This is a genomic window from Pseudomonas sp. GW460-12-10-14-TSB1 (assembly GCF_017349775.1).
GTDB classification, from domain to species: domain Bacteria; phylum Pseudomonadota; class Gammaproteobacteria; order Pseudomonadales; family Pseudomonadaceae; genus Aquipseudomonas; species Aquipseudomonas piscium.
The window spans coordinates 24,673-44,729 of the sequence record NZ_JACNAC010000011.1 but is presented as its reverse complement, the minus strand read 5'-3'; the positions used below and the strand labels follow the sequence as shown (position 1 = coordinate 44,729).

The 20,057-nt window shown below is 66.0% G+C and carries 16 protein-coding genes; 12 read left to right on the top strand and 4 right to left on the bottom strand.

Annotated elements, in window-relative coordinates:
• Positions 1 to 15 precede the first annotated feature (15 nt).
• On the bottom strand, positions 16 to 957 hold the full coding sequence (locus J4D52_RS09730; protein ID WP_102676491.1) for an AraC family transcriptional regulator: 942 nt from the start codon (positions 955 to 957) through the stop codon (positions 16 to 18).
• 171 nt (positions 958 to 1,128) lie between these two features.
• Here J4D52_RS09730 and J4D52_RS09725 point away from each other — a divergent pair, with 171 nt between their 5' ends.
• Entirely contained in the window at positions 1,129 to 1,827 is a 699-nt protein-coding gene (locus tag J4D52_RS09725; RefSeq protein ID WP_102676490.1) for an alpha/beta hydrolase, read from the top strand.
• Between the two features lie 45 nt (positions 1,828 to 1,872).
• Here the strand turns inward: J4D52_RS09725 and J4D52_RS09720 are convergent, their stop codons facing one another.
• The gene (locus J4D52_RS09720) at positions 1,873 to 2,985 is read right to left on the bottom strand and encodes an endonuclease/exonuclease/phosphatase family protein (RefSeq protein ID WP_102676489.1); all 1,113 of its coding nucleotides are present in this window, start codon (positions 2,983 to 2,985) and stop codon (positions 1,873 to 1,875) included.
• 198 nt (positions 2,986 to 3,183) lie between these two features.
• On the opposite strand from J4D52_RS09720, the gene J4D52_RS09715 reads away from it, so the two are divergent.
• Entirely contained in the window at positions 3,184 to 3,690 is a 507-nt protein-coding gene (locus tag J4D52_RS09715) for a GNAT family N-acetyltransferase (RefSeq protein ID WP_102676488.1), read from the top strand.
• 10 nt (positions 3,691 to 3,700) lie between these two features.
• Here J4D52_RS09715 and J4D52_RS09710 read toward each other — a convergent pair whose 3' ends face one another.
• Together J4D52_RS09710 and J4D52_RS09705 are read right to left on the bottom strand one after the other, a co-directional pair.
• Positions 3,701 to 4,318 (bottom strand): cupin domain-containing protein, encoded by a 618-nt coding sequence (locus tag J4D52_RS09710; protein WP_025809300.1) that lies wholly within the window; start codon positions 4,316 to 4,318, stop codon positions 3,701 to 3,703.
• A 70-nt stretch (positions 4,319 to 4,388) separates the two neighbouring features.
• Positions 4,389 to 6,350, bottom strand: coding sequence for an FAD-dependent oxidoreductase (locus tag J4D52_RS09705; RefSeq protein ID WP_102676487.1), 1,962 nt, complete (start codon positions 6,348 to 6,350; stop codon positions 4,389 to 4,391).
• Positions 6,351 to 6,555: 205 nt separating this feature from the next.
• Here J4D52_RS09705 and J4D52_RS09700 point away from each other — a divergent pair, with 205 nt between their 5' ends.
• The 10 genes from J4D52_RS09700 (at position 6,556) to J4D52_RS09655 (ending at position 20,031) form a co-directional block, all read left to right on the top strand.
• Entirely contained in the window at positions 6,556 to 7,605 is a 1,050-nt protein-coding gene (locus J4D52_RS09700) for an ABC transporter substrate-binding protein (protein WP_102676486.1), read from the top strand.
• A gap of 102 nt (positions 7,606 to 7,707) precedes the next feature.
• A complete protein-coding gene (locus tag J4D52_RS09695; protein ID WP_102676485.1) occupies positions 7,708 to 8,340 on the top strand; it encodes a TetR family transcriptional regulator C-terminal domain-containing protein in 633 nt (210 codons plus the stop codon).
• Between the two features lie 106 nt (positions 8,341 to 8,446).
• Entirely contained in the window at positions 8,447 to 9,163 is a 717-nt protein-coding gene (locus tag J4D52_RS09690) for a response regulator (RefSeq protein WP_053278786.1), read from the top strand.
• A gap of 5 nt (positions 9,164 to 9,168) precedes the next feature.
• Positions 9,169 to 9,942 carry a substrate-binding periplasmic protein gene (locus tag J4D52_RS09685; RefSeq protein ID WP_371860283.1) on the top strand — a complete coding sequence of 258 codons (774 nt, stop codon included), beginning with the start codon at positions 9,169 to 9,171 and terminating at the stop codon, positions 9,940 to 9,942.
• Positions 9,939 to 12,200 carry an ATP-binding protein gene (locus J4D52_RS09680; RefSeq protein WP_102676484.1) on the top strand — a complete coding sequence of 754 codons (2,262 nt, stop codon included), beginning with the start codon at positions 9,939 to 9,941 and terminating at the stop codon, positions 12,198 to 12,200. The genes J4D52_RS09685 and J4D52_RS09680 overlap by 4 nt, the downstream gene beginning before the upstream one ends.
• 209 nt (positions 12,201 to 12,409) lie before the next feature.
• A complete protein-coding gene (locus J4D52_RS09675) occupies positions 12,410 to 13,819 on the top strand; it encodes an amino acid permease (RefSeq protein WP_025809294.1) in 1,410 nt (469 codons plus the stop codon).
• A 380-nt stretch (positions 13,820 to 14,199) separates the two neighbouring features.
• Positions 14,200 to 14,991, top strand: coding sequence for an enoyl-CoA hydratase/isomerase family protein (locus tag J4D52_RS09670; RefSeq protein WP_102676483.1), 792 nt, complete (start codon positions 14,200 to 14,202; stop codon positions 14,989 to 14,991).
• Between the two features lie 134 nt (positions 14,992 to 15,125).
• Positions 15,126 to 16,286, top strand: a complete 1,161-nt coding sequence (locus J4D52_RS09665) for an acyl-CoA dehydrogenase family protein (RefSeq protein ID WP_102676482.1) — start codon at positions 15,126 to 15,128, stop codon at positions 16,284 to 16,286.
• A gap of 27 nt (positions 16,287 to 16,313) precedes the next feature.
• Positions 16,314 to 18,413, top strand: a complete 2,100-nt coding sequence (locus tag J4D52_RS09660) for an acetate--CoA ligase family protein (protein ID WP_173678531.1) — start codon at positions 16,314 to 16,316, stop codon at positions 18,411 to 18,413.
• Between the two features lie 10 nt (positions 18,414 to 18,423).
• Complete coding sequence (locus tag J4D52_RS09655) at positions 18,424 to 20,031, top strand: 5-guanidino-2-oxopentanoate decarboxylase (RefSeq protein WP_102676480.1); 1,608 nt, start codon at positions 18,424 to 18,426, stop codon at positions 20,029 to 20,031.
• Positions 20,032 to 20,057 lie beyond the last annotated feature (26 nt).

Here is a 20,057-nt window from a genome sequence, read left to right as displayed (position 1 = left end):
TGGCAGCAAATCCGCTCAACCCAGTGAACGGTATTCGCTGGGAGCGACCCCGAACTCACGGCGAAAGGCGCGGCTGAAGGCGGCCTCGGATTCATAACCCAGCTGTTCGGCGATCTGCGAAATGCGCAGGCTGGAGGTCTGCAAGCGCTGACCGGCCAGTTGCATGCGCCAGTGCATCAGGTAACGCATCGGCGATTGGCCCACCAGGTGGGTGAAACGTTGCGCCAGGTTGGAGCGCGACTGGTTGACCAGGCCGGCCAGGCGCTCGACGCTCCACGCCGCGCCCGGTTCGGCATGCAGCAGCGCCAGCGCCTGGCCGATCAACGGGTCGCGCAGGGCGGCGATCCAGCCGCTGATGCCTTGCGGGGCGTGGGCCAGCCAATGGCGCACGGCCCAGATAAACATCAAGTCGATGATCCGCGAGAGCATGATGCGGCTGCCGATGGAGGGGTTCTGCACTTCCTTCTGCATCGCCGCCACCGTCAGCGACAGCCATTCACGGGAGCCGATCAGGTCGTTCGGGTCCTCGCCCTGGCAGCTGACTTGCAGCACCCCGGGCAAGCCCTGGATCAAGGCCTGGCCGCACCCGCCCTCGAACTGAAAGACCCCGCTGGTGATGCGCGCCGGCAGGTCCGGGCTGGCATCGGCAGCGCTGTGCAGTTGATGAGCTTGGCCGTGGGGCACGAACAGGATGTCCCCGGGCACCAGGTGGGTGGTTTCGTCATTGCCGTTGAGCCTGAGCTGGCAGCCGGCATCCTGGATCACATGGAAACAGGCGCTGCCCGCCGCCCGCTGCAGCACCTGGCCGGGTTGCAGGAGCGTCTCGCCCAGCAGCTCGCCACGCATCCGGGCCAGGCTGAACACTTCGAAAAACACATCGGCGGCCGGGTGCCTGAGGTCGGATGGCGAAGCGGGTGGGGTCAGGTGTCTCTGCACAGTCTTCGGCTTCTCGGTCATGGTCGGTCGGCACCGTCCCCTTCGATAATGAGCGCGCCCGAGCATAAGCCAGCACGGGGGAGGGCGTCTCCTGCCTTGTTGCCCGACGAGCGACCTTCCCAGCAGTGCCCCGGGCCGGCAGTACCGCCGCCAGCGGCGAGCGGTCTTTATCCAGACAGAGGATTCAAGCTCATGAGTGATCAGCCTACGATTGTGTTGGTGCACGGTTTTTGGGGCGATGCGGCCCATTGGAGCAAGGTGATCATCGAGCTGACGCGCAAGGGTTACAGCGCGATCCGCGCGGTGGAAATGCCCTTGACGTCGCTGGCCGATGACGTCGAGCGCACCCGCAGGATGATTGCCCAGGTCGATGGCCCAGTGTTGCTGGTGGGGCATTCCTACGGCGGCGCGGTGATTACCGAAGTGGGCGACCAGCCCAACGTGGTCGGGCTGGTGTACATCGCCGCCTTTGCCCCGGATGCGGGGGAAAGCCCGGGTTCCATCACCCAGCAGCAACTGCCCGCGGCGGCGGCCAACCTCGAGCCCGACAGCGATGGCTACCTGTGGCTCAAGCCGCAGGCCTTCCATGAAAGTTTCTGCCAGGACCTGGGCGCCGACGAAGCGCTGGTCATGGCGGTGACCCAGAAGGCGCCGCTGGCCAGCACCTTCGGCGATACCATCAGCGCGCCGGCCTGGAAGAACAAGCCGTCCTGGTACCAGATCTCCAGCGACGACCGCATGATCCATCCGCGCAACCAGCAAATGATGGCCGACCGGCTCAACCCCCGGAAGACCCTCACCCTGGCCAGCTCCCATGCCTCGCTGGCCTCGCGGGCGGCGGAGGTCGCGGCCTTTATCCACGAGGCCGCCAGCGCCACCGTCAAGGGCTGACCAGGCCGCGCCTCAGGCCCCGCTCAGGAGCGGGGCCTGTTCGGCTCACAGGTCCAGGTCGACCCACACCGCCGCGTGATCCGAGCCGGCGTTTTCCTTCTTGTCCAGCTGCGGGTAGACGTCCCAGCGTTTGGGCTTGCTGCCCGGCCACATGCCCTTGCGCCATACGCCGCCGGCGGTGACGGTGGCGAACAGCGCGGGCGACAGCAGCAGGTAGTCGATCTTGTTCGCCGCTTTGCAGGTGTCGAAGGTGCCGGGGTAACCGCCGTCATCGAAGGCCGGATGGACAAAGGCATCCTTCAGGTCGGTGCCCTTGAGCAAGGGCTCCAGCGGCGCGCTGTCCGGGGTGTCGTTGAAGTCGCCGACCACCGCGATATAGGCCTCGCCCTGGGCCACCAGTTCCTGGTAGATAAGCTTGATCCGCTCGGCCTGGGCCAGGCGCTTTTTCGCCGAAGCGGCGAGGCTGCCGAAGCCTTTGCTCTTGAGGTGGTTGACCAGGACAATCAGCCGTTTACCGCTAGGCAGCGGGATCTGGAACTGCGCGCAATCGCGGGAAAAGATCAGCTCGCCGTTGGCCGCGGTGTCGTCGACATGGCTGCGCAACTGGCCGATGGGGTAGCCCTCGGCGGTCATCAGGCCGACGTCGATGCCCCGCGTATCGTTGCCGTCGATCAGCATCACATGCCGGTACAGCGGGCCGCCCAGGGCGCCGATGATTTCCGTATTGAAGTCGCGCAGGGCCGGGCGGCTTTCCGCCTCGACCACCGCCAGCACATCGGCTTGCAGGTCGATCATCACCCGCGCGGTATTGCGCATGGCTTTCAGGTCCACCGGGGCGTCGATCAGCTCCAGCGAGCCGACCCACTCGGTGCGCCCATTGGCGACAATCTCCAGGCCGCCGGCCTTGGGCCGCTTGACCAGGCTGCCGCGGTTCTGCCGCAGGATCACGAAGGGACCTTTGTCCGACTTGCTCAGCCCCAGCTCGGTCAGTAGCTTGACCATCTGCGCCTTGTCCTGGTCCGTGTAGATGGGCTCGCCCAGCAGCTGGTTGAGCCGGGCGAAACGCTCCAGCACCGGCTTGCCCTCGGCCCAGCCTTCCAGGTTCATGGCCTTGGCGCGGTTGAACAGGTTTTCAACGTTGTAGGACGCGAGTCTCATCGTGCTCTTCCTGTGAGTGGGGCGGACGTCAAAGGGCATTACAACCGATAAAAATGACCGAATGCCGACAGGCCGGGCAGCGCCTTGGCGAGCCTGGGTCTGGCGCCGGGATTTGCCGGGGCGTCGAACAACCGCCAGACTTGCCGCTCTTGCACCCCTCGCGGAGTGTCGAACCTCTGCCTATTTCAACGAGGCCCAATGACTATTCAGATCAGAAGTGAACGTCCCGCCGACATCCCGGCCATCGCAGCCGTGACCCGCGAAGCCTTCCTTACCGAGGAACACTCGAGCCATACCGAGCACTACATCGTCAACGCCCTGCGCGAGGCGGGCGTCCTCACCCTATCGCTGGTCGCCGAGCGCGAGGGCGTGGTGATCGGCCATGCGTCCATGTCGCCGGTGACCCTGAGCCAGGGCGAAAGCGCCTGGTATGGCCTGGCGCCGGTCTCGGTGCTGCCGGCGTATCAGGGGCAGGGCATCGGCTCGTTACTGATCCGCCAATTGCTGGAGGAACTCCAGGCCCTGGGCGCCGCGGGGTGCGTGGTGCTGGGCGACCCCGGCTACTACGGCCGCTTCGGCTTCAAGGCCCGGGACGGGTTGCTGCTGCCAGGTGTGCCAGCCGAATACTTCCAGGCGTTGTCCTTCGACGGCAGCAGCCCTCGGGGCGAAGTCCGTTTCCATGACGGGTTTGACGCCCAAGGCTAAAGGCTGGGGTTTAGAAAGTCGGCGGGGTAATCACCCAGATCACCAGGGCATCGACCTCGCCGGGATTGCCATAACGGTGGGGTTCCTGGCTGGAGAAGCTGAAGCTGTCGCCTTCGTTGAGCTGGAAGTAACGCTCGCCGACCCACAGCTCGAAGCTCCCGGACAGCAGATAACCGGCTTCTTCGCCCTCATGGCTGTAGCTTTGCTGGCTGTAGGTGCCGGGCGGAAAACGCGAGTGGAGGATTTCCAGCTGGCGGTTGGGCTGCGGGCTCAGCAACTGGTCGACGATACCGTCTTCGTAATGCACGCTCAGGCGGCTGTTCTTGCGCACCACATAGCCGCTGTCTTCAGGCGCGGTGCTGGCTTCGCTGGCGAAGAACCACTGGATGGTCACGCCCAGGCTGCGGGCGATATTGAACAGCGCGGGAATGGACGGGTAGGCCAGGTTGCGTTCCAGCTGGCTGATATAGCCGGCCGTCAGTTCGCTCATCTGGGCCAGGGTGGCCAGGGTCATGCCGCGGCGCTTGCGCAGGCCGCGAATCCGCGTCCCGAGAAAGTGTGGCGCTGCCGCGCCGCTCGCTGGCGTGGGTGCGCTGCTGGCAGGCGGCGTCGTGCTGCTGTTGCTCATGGCGTGTTCCGAACCGGGAAGAGGGGGCGCGTCGCTGCGCCCGCCTGAAGGCCTCGGAGTATAAACAGGCTCAAAGCTGCCAGGCGACCTTCAATCCTTCATAAATCGCTTCCTCGGCGGTGCGCGGCGCCAGGCAGTCGCCGATGCGCTGGAACTCCACCAGCCCTTGCAGCTCGGCGGCCAGGCTGTCCAGCGGCTGATGGCCCTGGCAGAGCACCAGGCTGTCGACGTTCTCCAGCAGCATCGGTTCGCCGCTGGCGGTGTGTTGCAGGTAGACGGTGTTGTCGTCGCAACCGTAGAGCCGGGCATAGGGCGTGATGGCAATGCCCAGCCGATGCAGTTCCCCCGCCAGTTGGTCGCGCACGTAGAGCGGCAGGTTTTCCCCGCAGTGGGTGCCGTTGACCGCCAACTGCACCTGATGCCCGGCGCGGGTCAGGCGTTCGGCGATGCCCGGGCCGATCCAGTCGCAGCGCCAATCGACCACCACCACCGAGCGCCCGAGTTGCACCTCATCGCGCAGCACCTGCCAGGCATCCACCACCTGTAATTCACCGCCGCGCTCGAAGGCCGGCCAATAAGGCTCGGCCCCGGTGGCGATGATCACCACGTCCGGCCGCTCGCGCTCCACCAGGGCGCGGTCGACGCGGGTGTTGCGCACCACGCGCACGCCGGCCAGTTCCATCTCCCGCTGCAGGTTGGTGCTGGCGCCGCCGAATTCGCTGCGGCGCGGCAGCAGTTGCGCCAGCAGCACCTGGCCACCCAATTGCGCGCTGGCCTCATACAGGGTCACCTCATGCCCACGCTGCGCGGCCACCGCCGCGGCTTTCATCCCGGCCGGGCCGCCGCCGGCGATCATCACTCGGCGCGGCTTGAGGGCTGGGCGCAGGGCGCCGAACAGCAGTTCGCGGCCGGTTTCCGGGTGCTGGATACAGGAGATCGGCAGCCCCTTGTGAAAGTGCCCGATGCACGCCTGGTTGCAGGCGATACAGGCGCGCACGTCTTCGGCGCGCCCGGCCTCGGTCTTGTTCGGCATCTGTGGATCGCAGATCAGCGCGCGGGTCATGCCGCACACATCCGCCTGGCCGCGGGCGAGGATCAGTTCGGCTTCCTGGGGCTGGTTGATGCGTCCGGTGACGAACAGCGGAATCTTCAGGCTGGCCTTGAAGGTTCCGGCTTCCTTGGCCAGGTAGGCGGCCTCGATGGCCATCGGCGGCACGATGTGCACGGCGCCGCCGAGGGACGCCGAGGTGCCGGCGACTATATGCACGTAGTCCAGTTGCGCTTGCATGGCTTGCACGGCCGCCAGGGACTCGTCCTCGGTCAGGCCTTCGGGGTCGCGCTCGTCGGCGCTGATGCGCAGGCCGATGATGAACTGTTCGTCGGTACTGGCCCGGACCGCCGCGATGACCTCGCGCAGAAAGCGCAGGCGCTGCTGCAGGTCACCGTTGTATTCGTCACTGCGCCGGTTGACCCGCGGGTTGAGGAACTGCGCCGGCAGATAACCATGGCTGGCGACCACTTCCACGCCATCCAGCCCTGCCTGGTGCAGGCGACGCGCAGCCGCTGCGTAACCGCCGATTATCTCGTCGATCATGCTCTGGTCCAGGGCCCGGGGCATGACCCTGAAGCGTTCGTTGGGCACCGCCGAAGGGGCATAGGCGACCGCCAGCAGGCCGTCGCTGGACTCCATGATTTCCCGCCCGGGGTGAAAGATCTGCGACAGCACCAGGGTGCCGTGGGCATGACAGGTCTGCGCGAGCTGCCGATAGCCGTCGATGCAGGCGTCGTCGGTGGCCATCAGCACATGGGAGGTGTAGCGCGCACTGTCGTGGACTCCGGCCACCTGCAGCACTATCAGCCCGACACCGCCTTCGGCCCGTGCCCGGTGATAGGCGATCAGCCGTTCGTTGACAAGATTGTCGGTGGGCATCGAGGTGTCGTGACCACTGGACATGATGCGGTTCTTCAGACGCTTGCCACGCAGCTGCAATGGCTCGAAAAGATGGGCGAAAGCAGGGCTTGAGATCGACATGCAGGTGCTCCAGCGGGCCGCGGCCAAGAGGTTCGGCGTTATTGTTTTCGCTATAGAAGTTTACCCAAAGTAAAAAATCAACTTGTTTTTTTACTGCGCTTTGCAGTAGCTTCGACCTGCGCCCACCCCTGGGGCGAACCTCACAACAATAAAAAAGGGCTGCGTCGGCACCTTGCCCGCGCGGTACCTGCACGAGGAACCCGCGATGAAATCCAATACGCTCAAGCATGTGTTCTCCCCCTTGTTGCTGTCCCTAGCCGCAGGCCTGGGCTGTGCCCAGGCGGCGCCGGAAATGGTGGTGGTCGGTTACGGCGGCGCCGGGCAAAAGGCCCAGGACGTGGCGTTCTTCCAGCCGTTCAGCGCCATCGACCAGAGCAAGCTGATCCAGAGCGAGTACAACGGCGAAATGGCCCGGATCAAGGTCATGGTCGACACTGGCAATGTCGATTGGGACCTGGTGCAGATCGAAGGCCCGGACCTGATGCGCGGTTGTGAGGAGGGTATGTACGAGCCATTGGACTGGCAGGTCCTGGGGCGCGCCGACCAGCTGATTGCCGACGCGGCGCAAGCCTGCGGTTCGGCGGCCCTGGTGTGGAGCGTGGCCATCGCCTATGACACGGACAAGCTGGCCAAGGGGCCGGCTTCGTGGGCGGACTTCTGGGACGTGGCGAAGTTTCCCGGCAAGCGCGGCTTGCGCAAGCGCGCGGTGTACAACCTGGAGTTCGCGCTGCTGGCGGACGGGGTGAAAGTCGAGGATGTGTATGCGCAACTGAATACGCCGCAGGGTGTCGATCGCGCCTTCGCCAAGCTCGACCAGCTCAAGCCCCATATCCAGTGGTGGGAGGCCGGGGCGCAGCCGGCCCAGTGGCTGGCGGCCGGCGATGTGGTGATGACCTCGACCTACAGCGGCCGCGTCGCGCAGGCGGCCCAGGCCGGTAGCCACCTGGGGCTGGTCTGGCCCGGCAGCCTGTACGGCATGGATTACTGGGCGATCATCAAGGGCTCCAGGCATGTCGACCAGGCCAAGCGTTTCATCGCCTTTGCCAACCGGCCCGAGGCCCAGCTCAAGTACGTCGAGCAGATTCCCTACGGGCCGACCAACACCGAGGCGGCCGCCCGGCTCGATCCCGACCTGTCGCGTTGGGTGCCCACCGCGCCGCAGAACCTCAAGGGCGCGCTGGCGATGGACGTGGCGTTCTGGGTCGATCATGGCGAGGAGCTCGAAGAGCGTTTCAACGCCTGGGCCAGCAAGTAAGCGCCCGGGGCCAGTCGTGGCGATTGCTGGAGGCGGCCAGGGTTCTTGCTGTACAGTCGTTCAGCGCCGCCCCCATCGATTGCCCAAAGGAGATTGCCCCCGATGAGTCAGGAAGCCCGTTTTTCCCGGATGGAGCCGGAACTGCGCAAGGCCAATCTGATCGAGGCCACCCTGGTCTGCCTCAAGCGCCATGGGTTCCAGGGCGCTTCGATACGGCGGATCTGTGCCGAGGCCGGGGTGTCGGTAGGGCTGATCAGCCATCATTATTCGGGCAAGGACGAACTGGTGGCCGAGGCCTATCTGGCGGTGACCGGACGGGTCATGCAGCTGTTGCGCGAGGCCATGGCCCAGGCCGCGCCGAGTGCCCGGGAGCGCTTGTCGGCGTTCTTTCGGGGGTCGTTCTCGGCCGAGTTGCTCGACCCGCAGTTGCTCGACGCCTGGCTGGCGTTCTGGGGCGCGGTCAAGACCGCCGAGGCGATCAATCAGGCCCACGAACACTCCTATGGCGAGTACCGCAACGAGCTGAGCAGGGTGCTCGGCGACCTGGCCGCGGAGGAGGGCTGGGAAGCCTTCGATGCCGACCTCGCCGCGATCAGCCTCAGCGCCTTGCTCGATGGGCTCTGGCTGGAGTCGGGGCTCAATCCCGGGACGTTCACCCCGAACCAGGGCATACAGATCTGCGAGGCTTGGGTCGACGGTTTGCAGGCCGGTGCCCGGCGGCGATTCCGGCGATAGACGGAGGGCTGTTGATCGATCGTTCAGCAGTGGCTAACCTCTGGGCGCTGATGCGGTAAAACTCTAATAAGAAACGCGCCTTCGGGCAGGTCCAGGACAACAAGCGATGACTCCTCGGGTACTGATCGTCGACGACGATCCGCTGATTCGCGAACTGCTGCATGCCTATCTCTCCCAGGAAGGTTACGAAGTGCACTGCGCCGAGACGGCGGAGCTGGCCGAAACCTTCCTGGCCTCCCACGTGGTCGATCTGGTGATGCTGGATATCCGCTTGCCGGGCAAGGACGGCCTGACCCTGACCCGGGAGCTGCGGGTGCGTTCGGAAGTGGGGATCATCCTGATCACCGGGCGCAACGACGAGATCGACCGCATCGTGGGCCTGGAATGCGGTGCCGATGACTACGTGATCAAACCCCTCAACCCGCGCGAACTGGTGTCCCGGGCGAAAAACCTGGTGCGTCGGGTGCGCCATGCCCAGGCGTGCAAGCCCGAGCCGGCGATTGCGCGCCCGGTCAAACAGTTCGCCGCCTGGGCCCTGGACACCGATCGCCGGCGCCTGATCGATCAGGCCGGCGGCGAAACCCTGCTGACCCAGGGCGAATATCAGTTGCTCAGTGTGTTCCTGCGCAACAGTGGGCATACCCTGAGCCGCGACCAGTTGATGGACCAGATCCGCAACCGCGAGTGGGTGCCCAACGATCGCTCCATCGATGTGCTGGTCGGTCGCCTGCGCCGCAAGCTGCATGACGATCCGGCCGAACCGCAACTGATCATCACCATCCACGGCGCCGGGTATCTGTTCACTGCCAGTGTGGCGGCATGAATGCCCTGGGGCGATGGCTGGCGCTGCTGATGCTGCTGGCGCCGCTCGGCACCCTGGCCGCCGAGCGCATCCGTTACTGCGACTACCCGGTGTATCCGCCGGTGTCCTGGAGCGACGGCAGGCAGGTGCGCGGCCTGGCACCGAATGTGGTCAAGCAGTTGTTCGGGCAACTGGGCTACGAAGTCGAGATCGTGGTGCTCGGCAACTGGCAGCGCTGCCTGCTGGACGCCGCCGAAGGGCAGGTCGACGTGATCCTGGCCTACAGCACCGCGCAACGCGAGCAGAGCATGCGTTTTTCCAAAGTGCCGGTGCTGCGCGAAGAGGTCGCGGTGTTCGTCAATCGCCGCCATCCGGTGCGCTTCGAGCGCCTCGAAGACCTGGCCGGTTACCGCGGCGGCTTGCTGTTCGGCGAAAGCTACGGCCTGGAGTTCGACCGCTTTGTCGCCCGGCACCGCAATATCGAATGGGTGTCCGACAGCCAGCAGAATTTTGGCAAGCTGATTCGCGGCCGTATCGACTTCATCACCCAGGAACGGCGCACCGGGCAGTTGTTCGTCGAGCGCCTGCCAGGGGCCGAAGACATCGTGGCCTTGCCCGCGGCCTTGAGCGTCGATTACCTGCGGATCGCAGTCTCACGGCGCTCCCCGCTGGCCCGGCGCATGCCGGAAATCGATGCGCAGCTGCAGCGCATGGTCGATGCCGGCGAGATCGAACGCTGGCTGAATGAAAGCGAGGCCACCTATCGCGACATGCTCAAGCTACCGGCGGGTGCCCGATGATCAGCGCTCGCCCCGGTGGTCTGCTGCGGCGTCTGCTGCTGTTCATCCTGCTGTTCAGCCTGTGTTTCACCGTGCTCGCCAGCACCGTGCAGCTGTATTTCGAGTACCGCCGGGAAATGCGCGACATCGATTCGCGCATGGCGCTGATCCGCGCCGGTTACCTGGCCAGCCTGGAGCGCAGCCTGTGGGACTTGAACCAGGAGCAACTGAATGTGCAGTTGCGTGGCCTGGTGGACTTCTCCGACGTGGCCCGGGTGCACCTGCGCAGTCCGGACTTCGACCTCGTGCAGGGCAATCCCGAGCCGACCGGGCCGCTGCGCATCGAGCGTTTCGAATTGGATTACCAGCCACCCAGCGGTGGCTCGCGGCACCTGGGCCAGCTGGAAGTCAGCACCGACCTGGGCGCCGTGCATCGGCGCCTGTACGCCACCGGGCTGACCAGCCTGTTGTGGATGAGCGTGTTTCTCTGCGGCCTGGCGGTAGCGTTGTCGGGGTTGTTCTACCGACTGGTGACCCGTCACCTGCAAGTGATGGCCGGGTTCGCCCGGCGCGTCGCCGCCGGCGATTGGCACGAGCCGCTGCGCCTGGACAAGAGCCGCCGCGGCGGCGAAGACGAAATCGATACCGTGGCCCATGCCCTGGATGACATGCGCCGGGCGATCCTCAGCGATATCGACCGCCGCGAAGTCGATCGCCTGGCCTTGCAGGACAAGCGCGACGAGCTGCAGAAAATGGTCGAGCGGCGCACCGCCAGCCTGATGCGCGCCAAGGACGAGGCCGAAGCGGCCAACCTCGCCAAGTCGCGGTTTCTCGCGACCATGAGCCACGAGTTGCGCACGCCGCTCAACGGCATCCTCGGCATGGCCGAACTGCTGCGTGGCGCCCCCCTCGACGAGCGCGATGGCAAACGCCTGGAAGCCCTGTACAAAGCCGGGGAAGGCCTGCTGACGATCCTCAATGAGGTGCTGTATTTCGCCCGGCTGGAGGAGGGTGAAAGCCATCCGGAGCCGGTGGACTTCTCGGTGCGGCAACTGATCGACGAAGTGCTGACGTTGTTGGAACCGCGGGCACAGGGCAACGGTACCAGCCTGCACAGCCGGATCGATCGGCAACTGGCCGAGCGCCTGCACGGCGCCGAGCAGTTCTTGCGCCAGGTGTTGAGCAACCTGCTGGCCAACGCGATCAAGTTCACCACGGCCGGGCAGATTGTCGTTGCGGTCGAGGTGGTGCCGCAGGCGACGCAGCAAGGCGGCCAGCGCCTACGCCTGAGCGTCAGCGACAATGGCATCGGCATCGCTCCGGCGATGCAGGAGAAGATTTTCGAGCGCTTCACCCAGGCCAGCGAAGAGGTCGCGCAGCGTTATGGCGGCACCGGCCTGGGCCTGGCGATCAGCAAGCATCTGGTGGAGTTGCTTGGCGGCCGTATTGGCGTCGACAGCGAAGTGGGGCGGGGCAGTCGCTTCTGGTTCGAGCTGCAGCTGCAGGCTGCCGTCGGCGGCAGCGAAGTCGCGACGCCCAGCCCACCGATGCAGACGCTGGAGATCCTGGTGGTCGAGGATATGGCGCTGAACCGCGAGGTGGTCAGCGGCCTGCTGGAGAGCGACGGGCACCGGGTCTGGCTCGCCGAAGAGGGCACTGAGGCCCTGACGCTCTGCCAGCAGCGGCGTTTCGACCTGATTCTGTTGGACGTGCACCTGCCAGGCATCAGCGGCGTCGAACTGTGCAAGCGCATTCGTGGCACGCCGGGGGCCAATCGCGACTGTCGGATCTTCGCCCTGACCGCCAGCGTCCAGCCGGCCCTGGTGCGCAGCTATCTGGAGGCCGGCATGCAAGGCATCCTGGCCAAGCCGCTGAAACTGCACAGCCTGCGCCAGGCATTGGCGGGCCAGGCGCCGCTGGCTGCCGCGGCACAGGCCGATGAAGAGCTGGACGGGGCGTTGCTGGAAACCCACCGCACCTTGCTGGGCACCGAGAAGCTCAAGGGCCTGCTGACGGTACTGCGCGATTCGCTGGCCCAGCACCGGGTGACGCTCACGGACGCCATCGCCGCCGACGACTGTACTGAAATCGCCCATCTGGCCCACCGGCTGGCCGGGAGCAGCGACTCGCTGGGCCTGAGTGCCCTGGCCAGGGTCATGCGCGCGCTGGAGGCGGCGGCCCTGGGCAACGATCAGCAGGCGGTGCAGCGCCTGGCCCCGCAGGTGAGCGAGCAATTGCAACGCTCCATGCAGACCCTGGATGCGCTGCTGGAGACCTGACGTACAAAATCCTTACGACTTTTTACATCTTTGATCTTTAGGTTCAACGCGAACTTACATGGCTTTCCAATAATCGCTTGAACCGCGCCGGGCGCGGTCCTCGAAGCTTATTGGAGATAATAATAATGAACTGCCGTAAAGCTGATCCTTCCCCGCGCCATGACGTCCTGTCGGCCGTCGCGTCCCTCACTGACTGCTGAGGTGCCGACATGAGCGAATCTATCGAACGCAAAGGCATCCACCTGACCCGGGCCTTGAAGAGCCGGCACATTTTCATGTTGTCGCTGGGCGGGGTGATCGGCACCGGGCTGTTCATGGGCTCCGGCGTGATCATCAACCAGGGCGGCCCGGTCGGGGCCATCCTGGCGTATCTGGTGGCCGGTTTCCTGATGTACCTGGTGATGGTCTGCCTCGGCGAGCTGTCGGTGCAGATGCCGGTATCCGGCTCGTTCCAGACCCACGCCACGAAGTTCATCGGTCCGGCCACCGGCTTCATGATCGGCTGGGTGTACTGGATGAGCTGGGCCACCACCGTGGGCCTGGAGTTCACCGCTGCCGGGATGCTGATGGAGCGCTGGTTCCCCGGCGTGCCGATCTGGTACTGGTCGGCGCTGTTCGTGGCGGTGCTGTTCGGCATCAACGCCCTGGCCACCCGCGCCTTCGGTGAGGCGGAATACTGGTTCTCCGGGATCAAGGTGGCGGCGATCCTCGGCTTTATTGTGGTCGGCGTGCTGGTGATCTTCGGCGCGATCCCGCTGGCCAGCGGCGCACCGGCGCCGATGATGAGCAACCTGATCGGCGACACTCTGTTTCCCAACGGCCTCTCGGCGGTGTTCGCGGTGATGATGACCGTGGTCTACGCCTTCCAGGGCTGCGAGATCATGGGCGTGGCGGCGGGGGAAACCGACCAGCCGGAGAAGAGCATCCCGCGGGCGGTGCGCAACGTGGTGTTCCGCGTGCTGATCTTCTACGTGCTGGCGATCGTGGTGCTGTCGGCCATCGTGCCCTGGCAGCAGGCGGGGCTGATGGAAAGCCCGTTCGTCCAGGTGTTCGACATGGTCGGTATTCCTTATGCCGCCGACCTGATGAACTTCGTGATCCTCACCGCGATCCTCTCGGTCGGCAACTCGGGCCTCTACGCTTCGACGCGGATCCTGTGGGCGATGTCGAAAACCGGCATGGCCCCCAAAAGCCTGTCGCCGCTGAGCAAGCGCGGCGTGCCGCTGCGGGCGCTGAGCATCACCCTGGGCTTCGCCCTGATCTCGCTGATGACCAGCTTTATCGCCGCCGACACGCTGTTCATGGTGCTGATGGCCGTGAGCGGCATGTCCGGCACCGTGACCTGGATCGTCATCGCCCTGGCGCAGTACAAGTTCCGCCGCGCCTACCTGCGCGACGGCGGCCAGCTCAGTGACCTGAAGTACCGGGCGCCGTGGTTCCCGCTCCTGCCGATACTGTGCATCGGCCTGTGCTGCTCGCTGTTCGTGTTCCTGGCCATGGACGCGACCCAGCGACCTTCCTTGTACTGGGGCTTCGGCTTTATCGCGATCTGCTACGGCGCTTACTACCTGATCCAGCGCAAGCGGCAGATGGTGCTGGCACCAACCGTGCCGGTGTAGGTCCCGCCGCTGCAACGAAAAACGCGGCAGGTGACTGTCGCGTTTTTTCGTTGGTGCTCAAGGTGGGCGTCGGGCATTCGATTCTATCGCGAGCAAGCTTCGCTCCTACAAGGACAGGCGCCGTTCATGTAGGAGCGAAGCTTACTCGCGACAGGCGGCGCAGCCGCCGCTCCCTCTGTAGCCAGTTGTTCAAAGTTGTAACACCACGCCGGCCGCACACCGCGAAGCAGAAAAATAACTCAATTAAAACAAGCAAATAGCGCCTGTTTACGGCTGTTACAAGGCCTTGGAGCGCGGATTGTCGCCTTGCTGAACACTCGTTTAGTATCGTCGGCAAGTCGTCCCCACCTCACGCCAAACACAATAATTCGAGGACTCACATGACTACTCCATCGTCGCTGCTCTGCCAGGTCGAAGCAGGCGTTGCCTGGATCACCCTCAACCGCCCCGACCAACGCAATGCGCTGGACATTCCCACGCTGCAAAAACTCCATGGCCTGCTGGATGACTGCAATGCCGACCCAGCGGTCCGGGTGCTGGTGTTGACCGGCAGCGGCCGCAGTTTCTGCGCGGGCGCCGATCTGGCCGAGTGGGCCGAAGCCGAGGCCCGGGGGGCGCTGGAAAGTTATGGCTGGACCGAAACCGCCCACGCGCTGATGGGCCGTCTATACGGCCTGGATAAACCGACCATCGCCGCGATCAACGGCACCGCGGTCGGCGCCGGCATGGACCTGAGCCTGTGTTGCGACCTGCGCATCGCGGCCCGATCGGCGCGGTTCAAGGCGGGCTACACCAGCATGGCGTACTCGCCGGACGCCGGCGCCAGTTGGCACCTGCCGCGGCTGATCGGCAGCGAACAGGCCAAGCGCCTGCTGTTTCTCGATGAACCCTGGGGGGCCGAGCGTGCCCTGGCGGCCGGACTGGTCGGGGAGCTGTGCGCCGACGAACAGCTGCCGAGTGTGGCCGGGGCACTGGCCGCACGCCTGGCCAGCGGGCCGACCTTCGCCTTTGCCCAGACCAAGCGACTGCTGCGCGAAGGCGCCGGGCGCAGCCTGCCCGAGCAACTGCGGGCCGAGCTGGCCGCCGGCCTGCTGTGCGGGCGCAGCGCGGATGGCGCCGAGGCCCTGCGCGCCGCTACGGAAAAACGCGCGCCGAACTTTATCGGTCGCTAGGCCCGACCCTGTAGGAGCAGCCGGTCGAGGCTCGATTGCTCGCGATGGCGTCATGCCTGACACCGCGCGGCGCCCACATCGCGAGCAAGCTCGCTCCTACAGGCCCTCAATAAAAACGCACAACAGGTAGCGCCATGAATTTCCAGCTGAGCCAAGAACAAGAAATGTTGGTGGATGCGGTTCGCAGCTTCGTCGCCAAGGAACTGCTGCCCCACGAAGAGGCGGTGGACCGCGCCGATGAAGTCCCCGCGGAACTGGCCGCACAGATTCGCGGCAAGGCGATTGCCGCCGGTTTCTACGCCTTCAACATGCCCGAGGAAGTCGGCGGCGGTGGCCTCGACTATCTGTCCCAGGTGCTGATCGAGCGCGAGTTGTCCAAGTGTTCCTGGGCCCTGCATGTGTTTGTCGCACGGCCGTCGAAGATTCTCATGGCCTGCACCGGCCAGCAGATCGACGACTACCTGCTGCCCTGCATCCAGGGCGAGAAGATCGATTGTTTTGCCCTCACCGAACCGGGTGCCGGCTCCGACGCCAACGCGATCAAGACCCGTGCGGTCCGCGACGGCGACGACTTCATCCTCAATGGCAGCAAGCATTTCATCAGCCACGCCGGCCACGCCGATTTCGCGATCGTCTTCGCCGTGACCGACACCTACGAGCACAACGGTCGCAAGCGCAACGCCGTGACTGCGTTCCTGGTGGACCGCGGCACCCCGGGCCTGACCATTCGCCGCGGGCCCAAATGCGTGAGCAACCGCGGTTATCACACCTTCGAGATGTTCTTCGACGACTGCCGCGTGTCGGCGTCCAAGGTGCTGGGCGAAGTCGGCAAGGGCTGGGACGTGGCCAACGCCTGGCTCACCGCCGGCCGCGTGATGGTGGCGGCCAACTGTGTCGGCCAGGCCCAGCGCGCGCTGGATGTTTCGCTGCAATGGGCGGCGGATCGCCAACAGTTCGGCCAGCCCATCGGCAGCTACCAGGGGGTGTCGTTCAAGCTGGCCGACATGGCCACGCAGATCCGCGCGGCCGAGCTGTTGACCCTGCACACCGCCTGGAAGATGGACCAGGGCAGCATGACCGACGGCGAGGCCGGCATGGCCAAGCTGTTCGCCAGTGAGGTGCTCGGGCGCGTGGCCGACGAAGCGGTGCAGATTTTCGGCGGCATGGGCCTGATGGACGAGGGGCCGGTGGAACGCATCTGGCGCAATGCGCGGATCGAGCGGATCTGGGAGGGCACTTCGGAGATCCAGCGCCACATCATTTCCCGCGAACTGCTGCGTCCGCTGTTGCGCTGAGCCGCCTGGAGAATGCCCATGACCCAGATACTTCGCGACAACCTCAAACGTCTGCTCGCGCCGCGCCACCTGGCCTTTATCGGCGGTCGCAGCATGGCCCGGGCGCTGCGGCGCTGTGCCGAAGGCGGTTTTCAGGGCCAGATGTGGCTGGTCAACCCGCAGCATGCCAGCCTCGAAGGCATACCCTGCGTGCCCAGCGTGGCTCAGCTGCCCTGTGGCCCGGATGCGGTGTTCGTCGCCACCAACCGGGAGCTGACCCTGACCTGCGTCGCCGAGCTGGCGGCCAAGGGCGCGGGCGGGGCGATCTGCTACGCCTCGGGCTTTGCCGAGACCGGCGCCGCGGGCCAGACCCTGCAACGGCAGTTGCTCGACGCCGCCGGCAACATGGCCCTGCTGGGCCCCAACTGTTATGGCTTGCTCGACTATCTGCACAACGCGGTGCTGTGGCCGGTGGCCCATGGCGGCCAGCCGGTGGAGAAGGGCGTGGCGGTGCTGACCCAGAGCGGCAACTTCGCCTACAACCTGTCGATGAGCGACCGCTCCTTGCCGGTGGCCTACATGGCCTCGGTGGGTAACCAGGCGCAGCTGGGCATCGCCGAGCTGATGGACGTGCTGCTCGACGAGCCGCGGGTGACTGCCATCGGCCTGCACCTGGAGGGCCTGAAAAACGTGCCCGGCTTTGCCAGGGCGGCATACAAGGCGCTGGAGAAGGGCATTCCGATCATTGCGCTGAAAACCGGGGTGTCGCAGATCGGCGCCGAACTGGCCTTGAGTCACACCAGTTCGCTGTCCGGTTCCGATGCGCTGTACGACAGCCTGTTCGCCCGTCTCGGGGTGATCCGCGTCAGCGGCCCGGTGAGTTTTGTCGAGACCCTCAAGGCCGCCGCCTGCGGCAAGCTGCCGGCGGGCGACAGCCTGGTGGCGCTGGCCTGCTCCGGTGGCGATGCCGGGTTGATCGCCGACTATGCCGAGCGCAACGGGGTGAGCCTGGTCAAGTTCGATGACAGCCAGCGCGCCGAACTGGCCCAGGTGTTGCCGGCTTACGCCAACCTGGTCAACCCGCTGGATTTCACCACCGCGATCTGGGGCGATGCCGAGGCCCTGAGCCGTATGCTCGACAGTGCCCTGCGCAGCAACGCCGACGCGGCCATGCTGGTGCTCGATTACCCGGCCGAGTTCACCGGCGAGCGCAAGGAGTGCGACCTGCTGCTGGAGCTTTATTGCGCGGCGCTGGAGCGCCACGGCAAGAGCGGTTTTGTCACCTCGGCCTTTCCCGAACTGCTGCCGGCCAGTGCCCGTGAGCGTTTGCACACCCGGGGCGTGGCGGCCTTGCAGGGGGTGGAGGACGCCCTGGCGGCCTGGGCGCGCATCGCGCGTTATCAAACGACCCGCCAGGCCCTGCTGGACCTCGGCGAGGCGGCGCTGGCGCCACTGTGCCCGCAGGCCTTGGGGGGCTCCTTGTCAGGGGGGCGGCTGCTCGACGAGTGGCAATCGAAACAGGCCTTGCAGGTTTTCGGCCTGCCGATCCCCAGCGGGGTCTTGAGCACCCCGGACGATGCCCTGCAAGCGGCCCAGGAACTGGGTTATCCGCTGGTACTCAAGGCGGTCAGCACGCAGTTGCCGCACAAGACCGAGGTCGGTGCCGTGGCGCTGAACCTGGGCTCTCCGGCGGCGTTGAAGGGGGCGCTGGAGCAGATGGGTGCGCGGATCGCCGCCTGCGCTCCGCAGGTGCCGTTCGCCCAGGTGCTGCTGGAACCCATGGCCAGTGCGCCGTTGGCCGAGCTGATTGTCGGCATCAAGCGCGAAAACGATTTTGCCCTGGCGCTGGTCATCGGCGCGGGGGGCGTGCTGGTGGAGCTGCTCCAGGACAGCCGCAGCCTGTTGCTGCCGACCACCGATGGCGCCATTCGCGCGGCCGTGCTCAGCCTGCGCAGCGCGGTGCTGCTGCAGGGCTTTCGCGGGCGCGAGCCGGCGGACCTCGACGCGCTGGTGGCGGCGATCCGCGCGGTGGCGGACTACACCTGCGAAAACGCCGAGCAGTTGCTCGAACTCGATGTGAACCCATTGTTGGTCGGTGCCCGGGGCACCCTTGCGGTCGATGCGTTGATACGCCTCGGCCAGGCTTGAGGAGATGAACATGCACAGCACTACCTTGACCGGTGGCCAGGCCCTGGTACGCCTGCTCGCCAACTACGGTGTCGATACGGTATTCGGCATCCCCGGCGTGCACACGCTGGAGCTGTATCGCGGCCTGCCCGGCAGCGGCATCCGCCATGTCTTGACCCGTCACGAGCAGGGCGCGGGTTTCATGGCCGACGGTTATGCCCGGGTCAGCGGCAAGCCGGGGGTGTGTTTCGTCATCACCGGCCCCGGCGTGACCAATGCCGCGACCGCCATCGGCCAGGCCTACGCCGACTCGATCCCGATGCTGGTGATTTCCAGCGTCAATCACACGGCCAGCCTCGGCAAGGGCTGGGGCTGCCTGCACGAAACCCAGGACCAGCGGGCGATGACCGCGCCGATCACTGCGTTCTCCGCGGTGGCCCTGAGTGCCGAGGACCTGCCCGAGCTGATTGCCCGCGCCTACGCGGTGTTCGACAGCGAGCGCCCACGGCCGGTGCATATCTCGGTGCCACTGGATGTGCTGGCCGCGCCGGTGGCTCGGGACTGGAGCGCTGAAGTGCGCCGTCGCCCGGGCCGCGGTGTGCCGACGGCGCAGGCCCTGGACCAGGCCGCGGCCAAGCTGCAGGCCGCCCGACGGCCGATGATCATCGCCGGTGGCGGCGCGCTCGATGCGGCGCAGGAGCTGCAACAGCTCAGCACGCGCCTGGCCGCGCCGTTTTTCAGCAGTGTCGCCGGCAAGGGATTGCTGGCGCCGGATGCGCCGCTGAACGCCGGCTCGACCCTGTGTGTCGAGCCGGGCTGGCAACTGATCGGCGAAGCCGATGTGGTGCTGGCCGTGGGCACCGAGATGGCCGACACCGACTATTGGCGCGAACGCCTGCCGCTGAACGCCGAGTTGCTGCGGGTGGATATCGACCCGCGCAAGTTCAATGACTTCTACCCCTGTGCGCTGGCCTTGCAGGGCGACGCCCGGCAGACCGTCGCGGCCCTGTTGCAGCGCCTGGCGCCAACGCCCCGGGACGCGACGGCGGCCATCGAGGCCGTGGCGCGGCTGCGGGCGGCGGTACGCGCCGGCCACGGCCCCCTGCAGCTGATCCACCAGGCCATTCTCGAACGGGTGGCCGCGGAGCTGCCGGAGCAGGCCTTTGTCAGCAGCGACATGACCCAGCTGGCCTACACCGGCAACTACCTGTTCGCCAGTCGGGCGCCGCGCAGCTGGTTGCACCCGACCGGCTACGGCACCCTGGGTTATGGGCTGCCGGCGGGGATCGGCGCCAAGTTCGGCGCGCCGCGGCGGCCCGGGCTGGTGCTGGTCGGCGACGGCGGTTTTCTTTACACCGCGCAGGAGCTGGCGACCGCCGTCGAGGAGCTGGACAGCCCGCTGGTGATCCTGCTGTGGAACAACGATGCGCTGGGGCAGATCCGCGACGACATGCTCGGCCTGGATATCGAACCGATCGGCGTGTTGCCGCGCAATCCGGATTTCGCCGCGCTGGGTCGCGCCTTCGGTTGCACCGTGGCCCAGCCGCAGAGCCTGGATCAATTGCAGAACGAGTTGCGCAGCGGCTTTCGCCGCAACGGCGTGACCCTGATCGAACTCAAGCACGCCTGTGCGCGCTGACCCTCAACGCTTTTTGCGGGGACTCT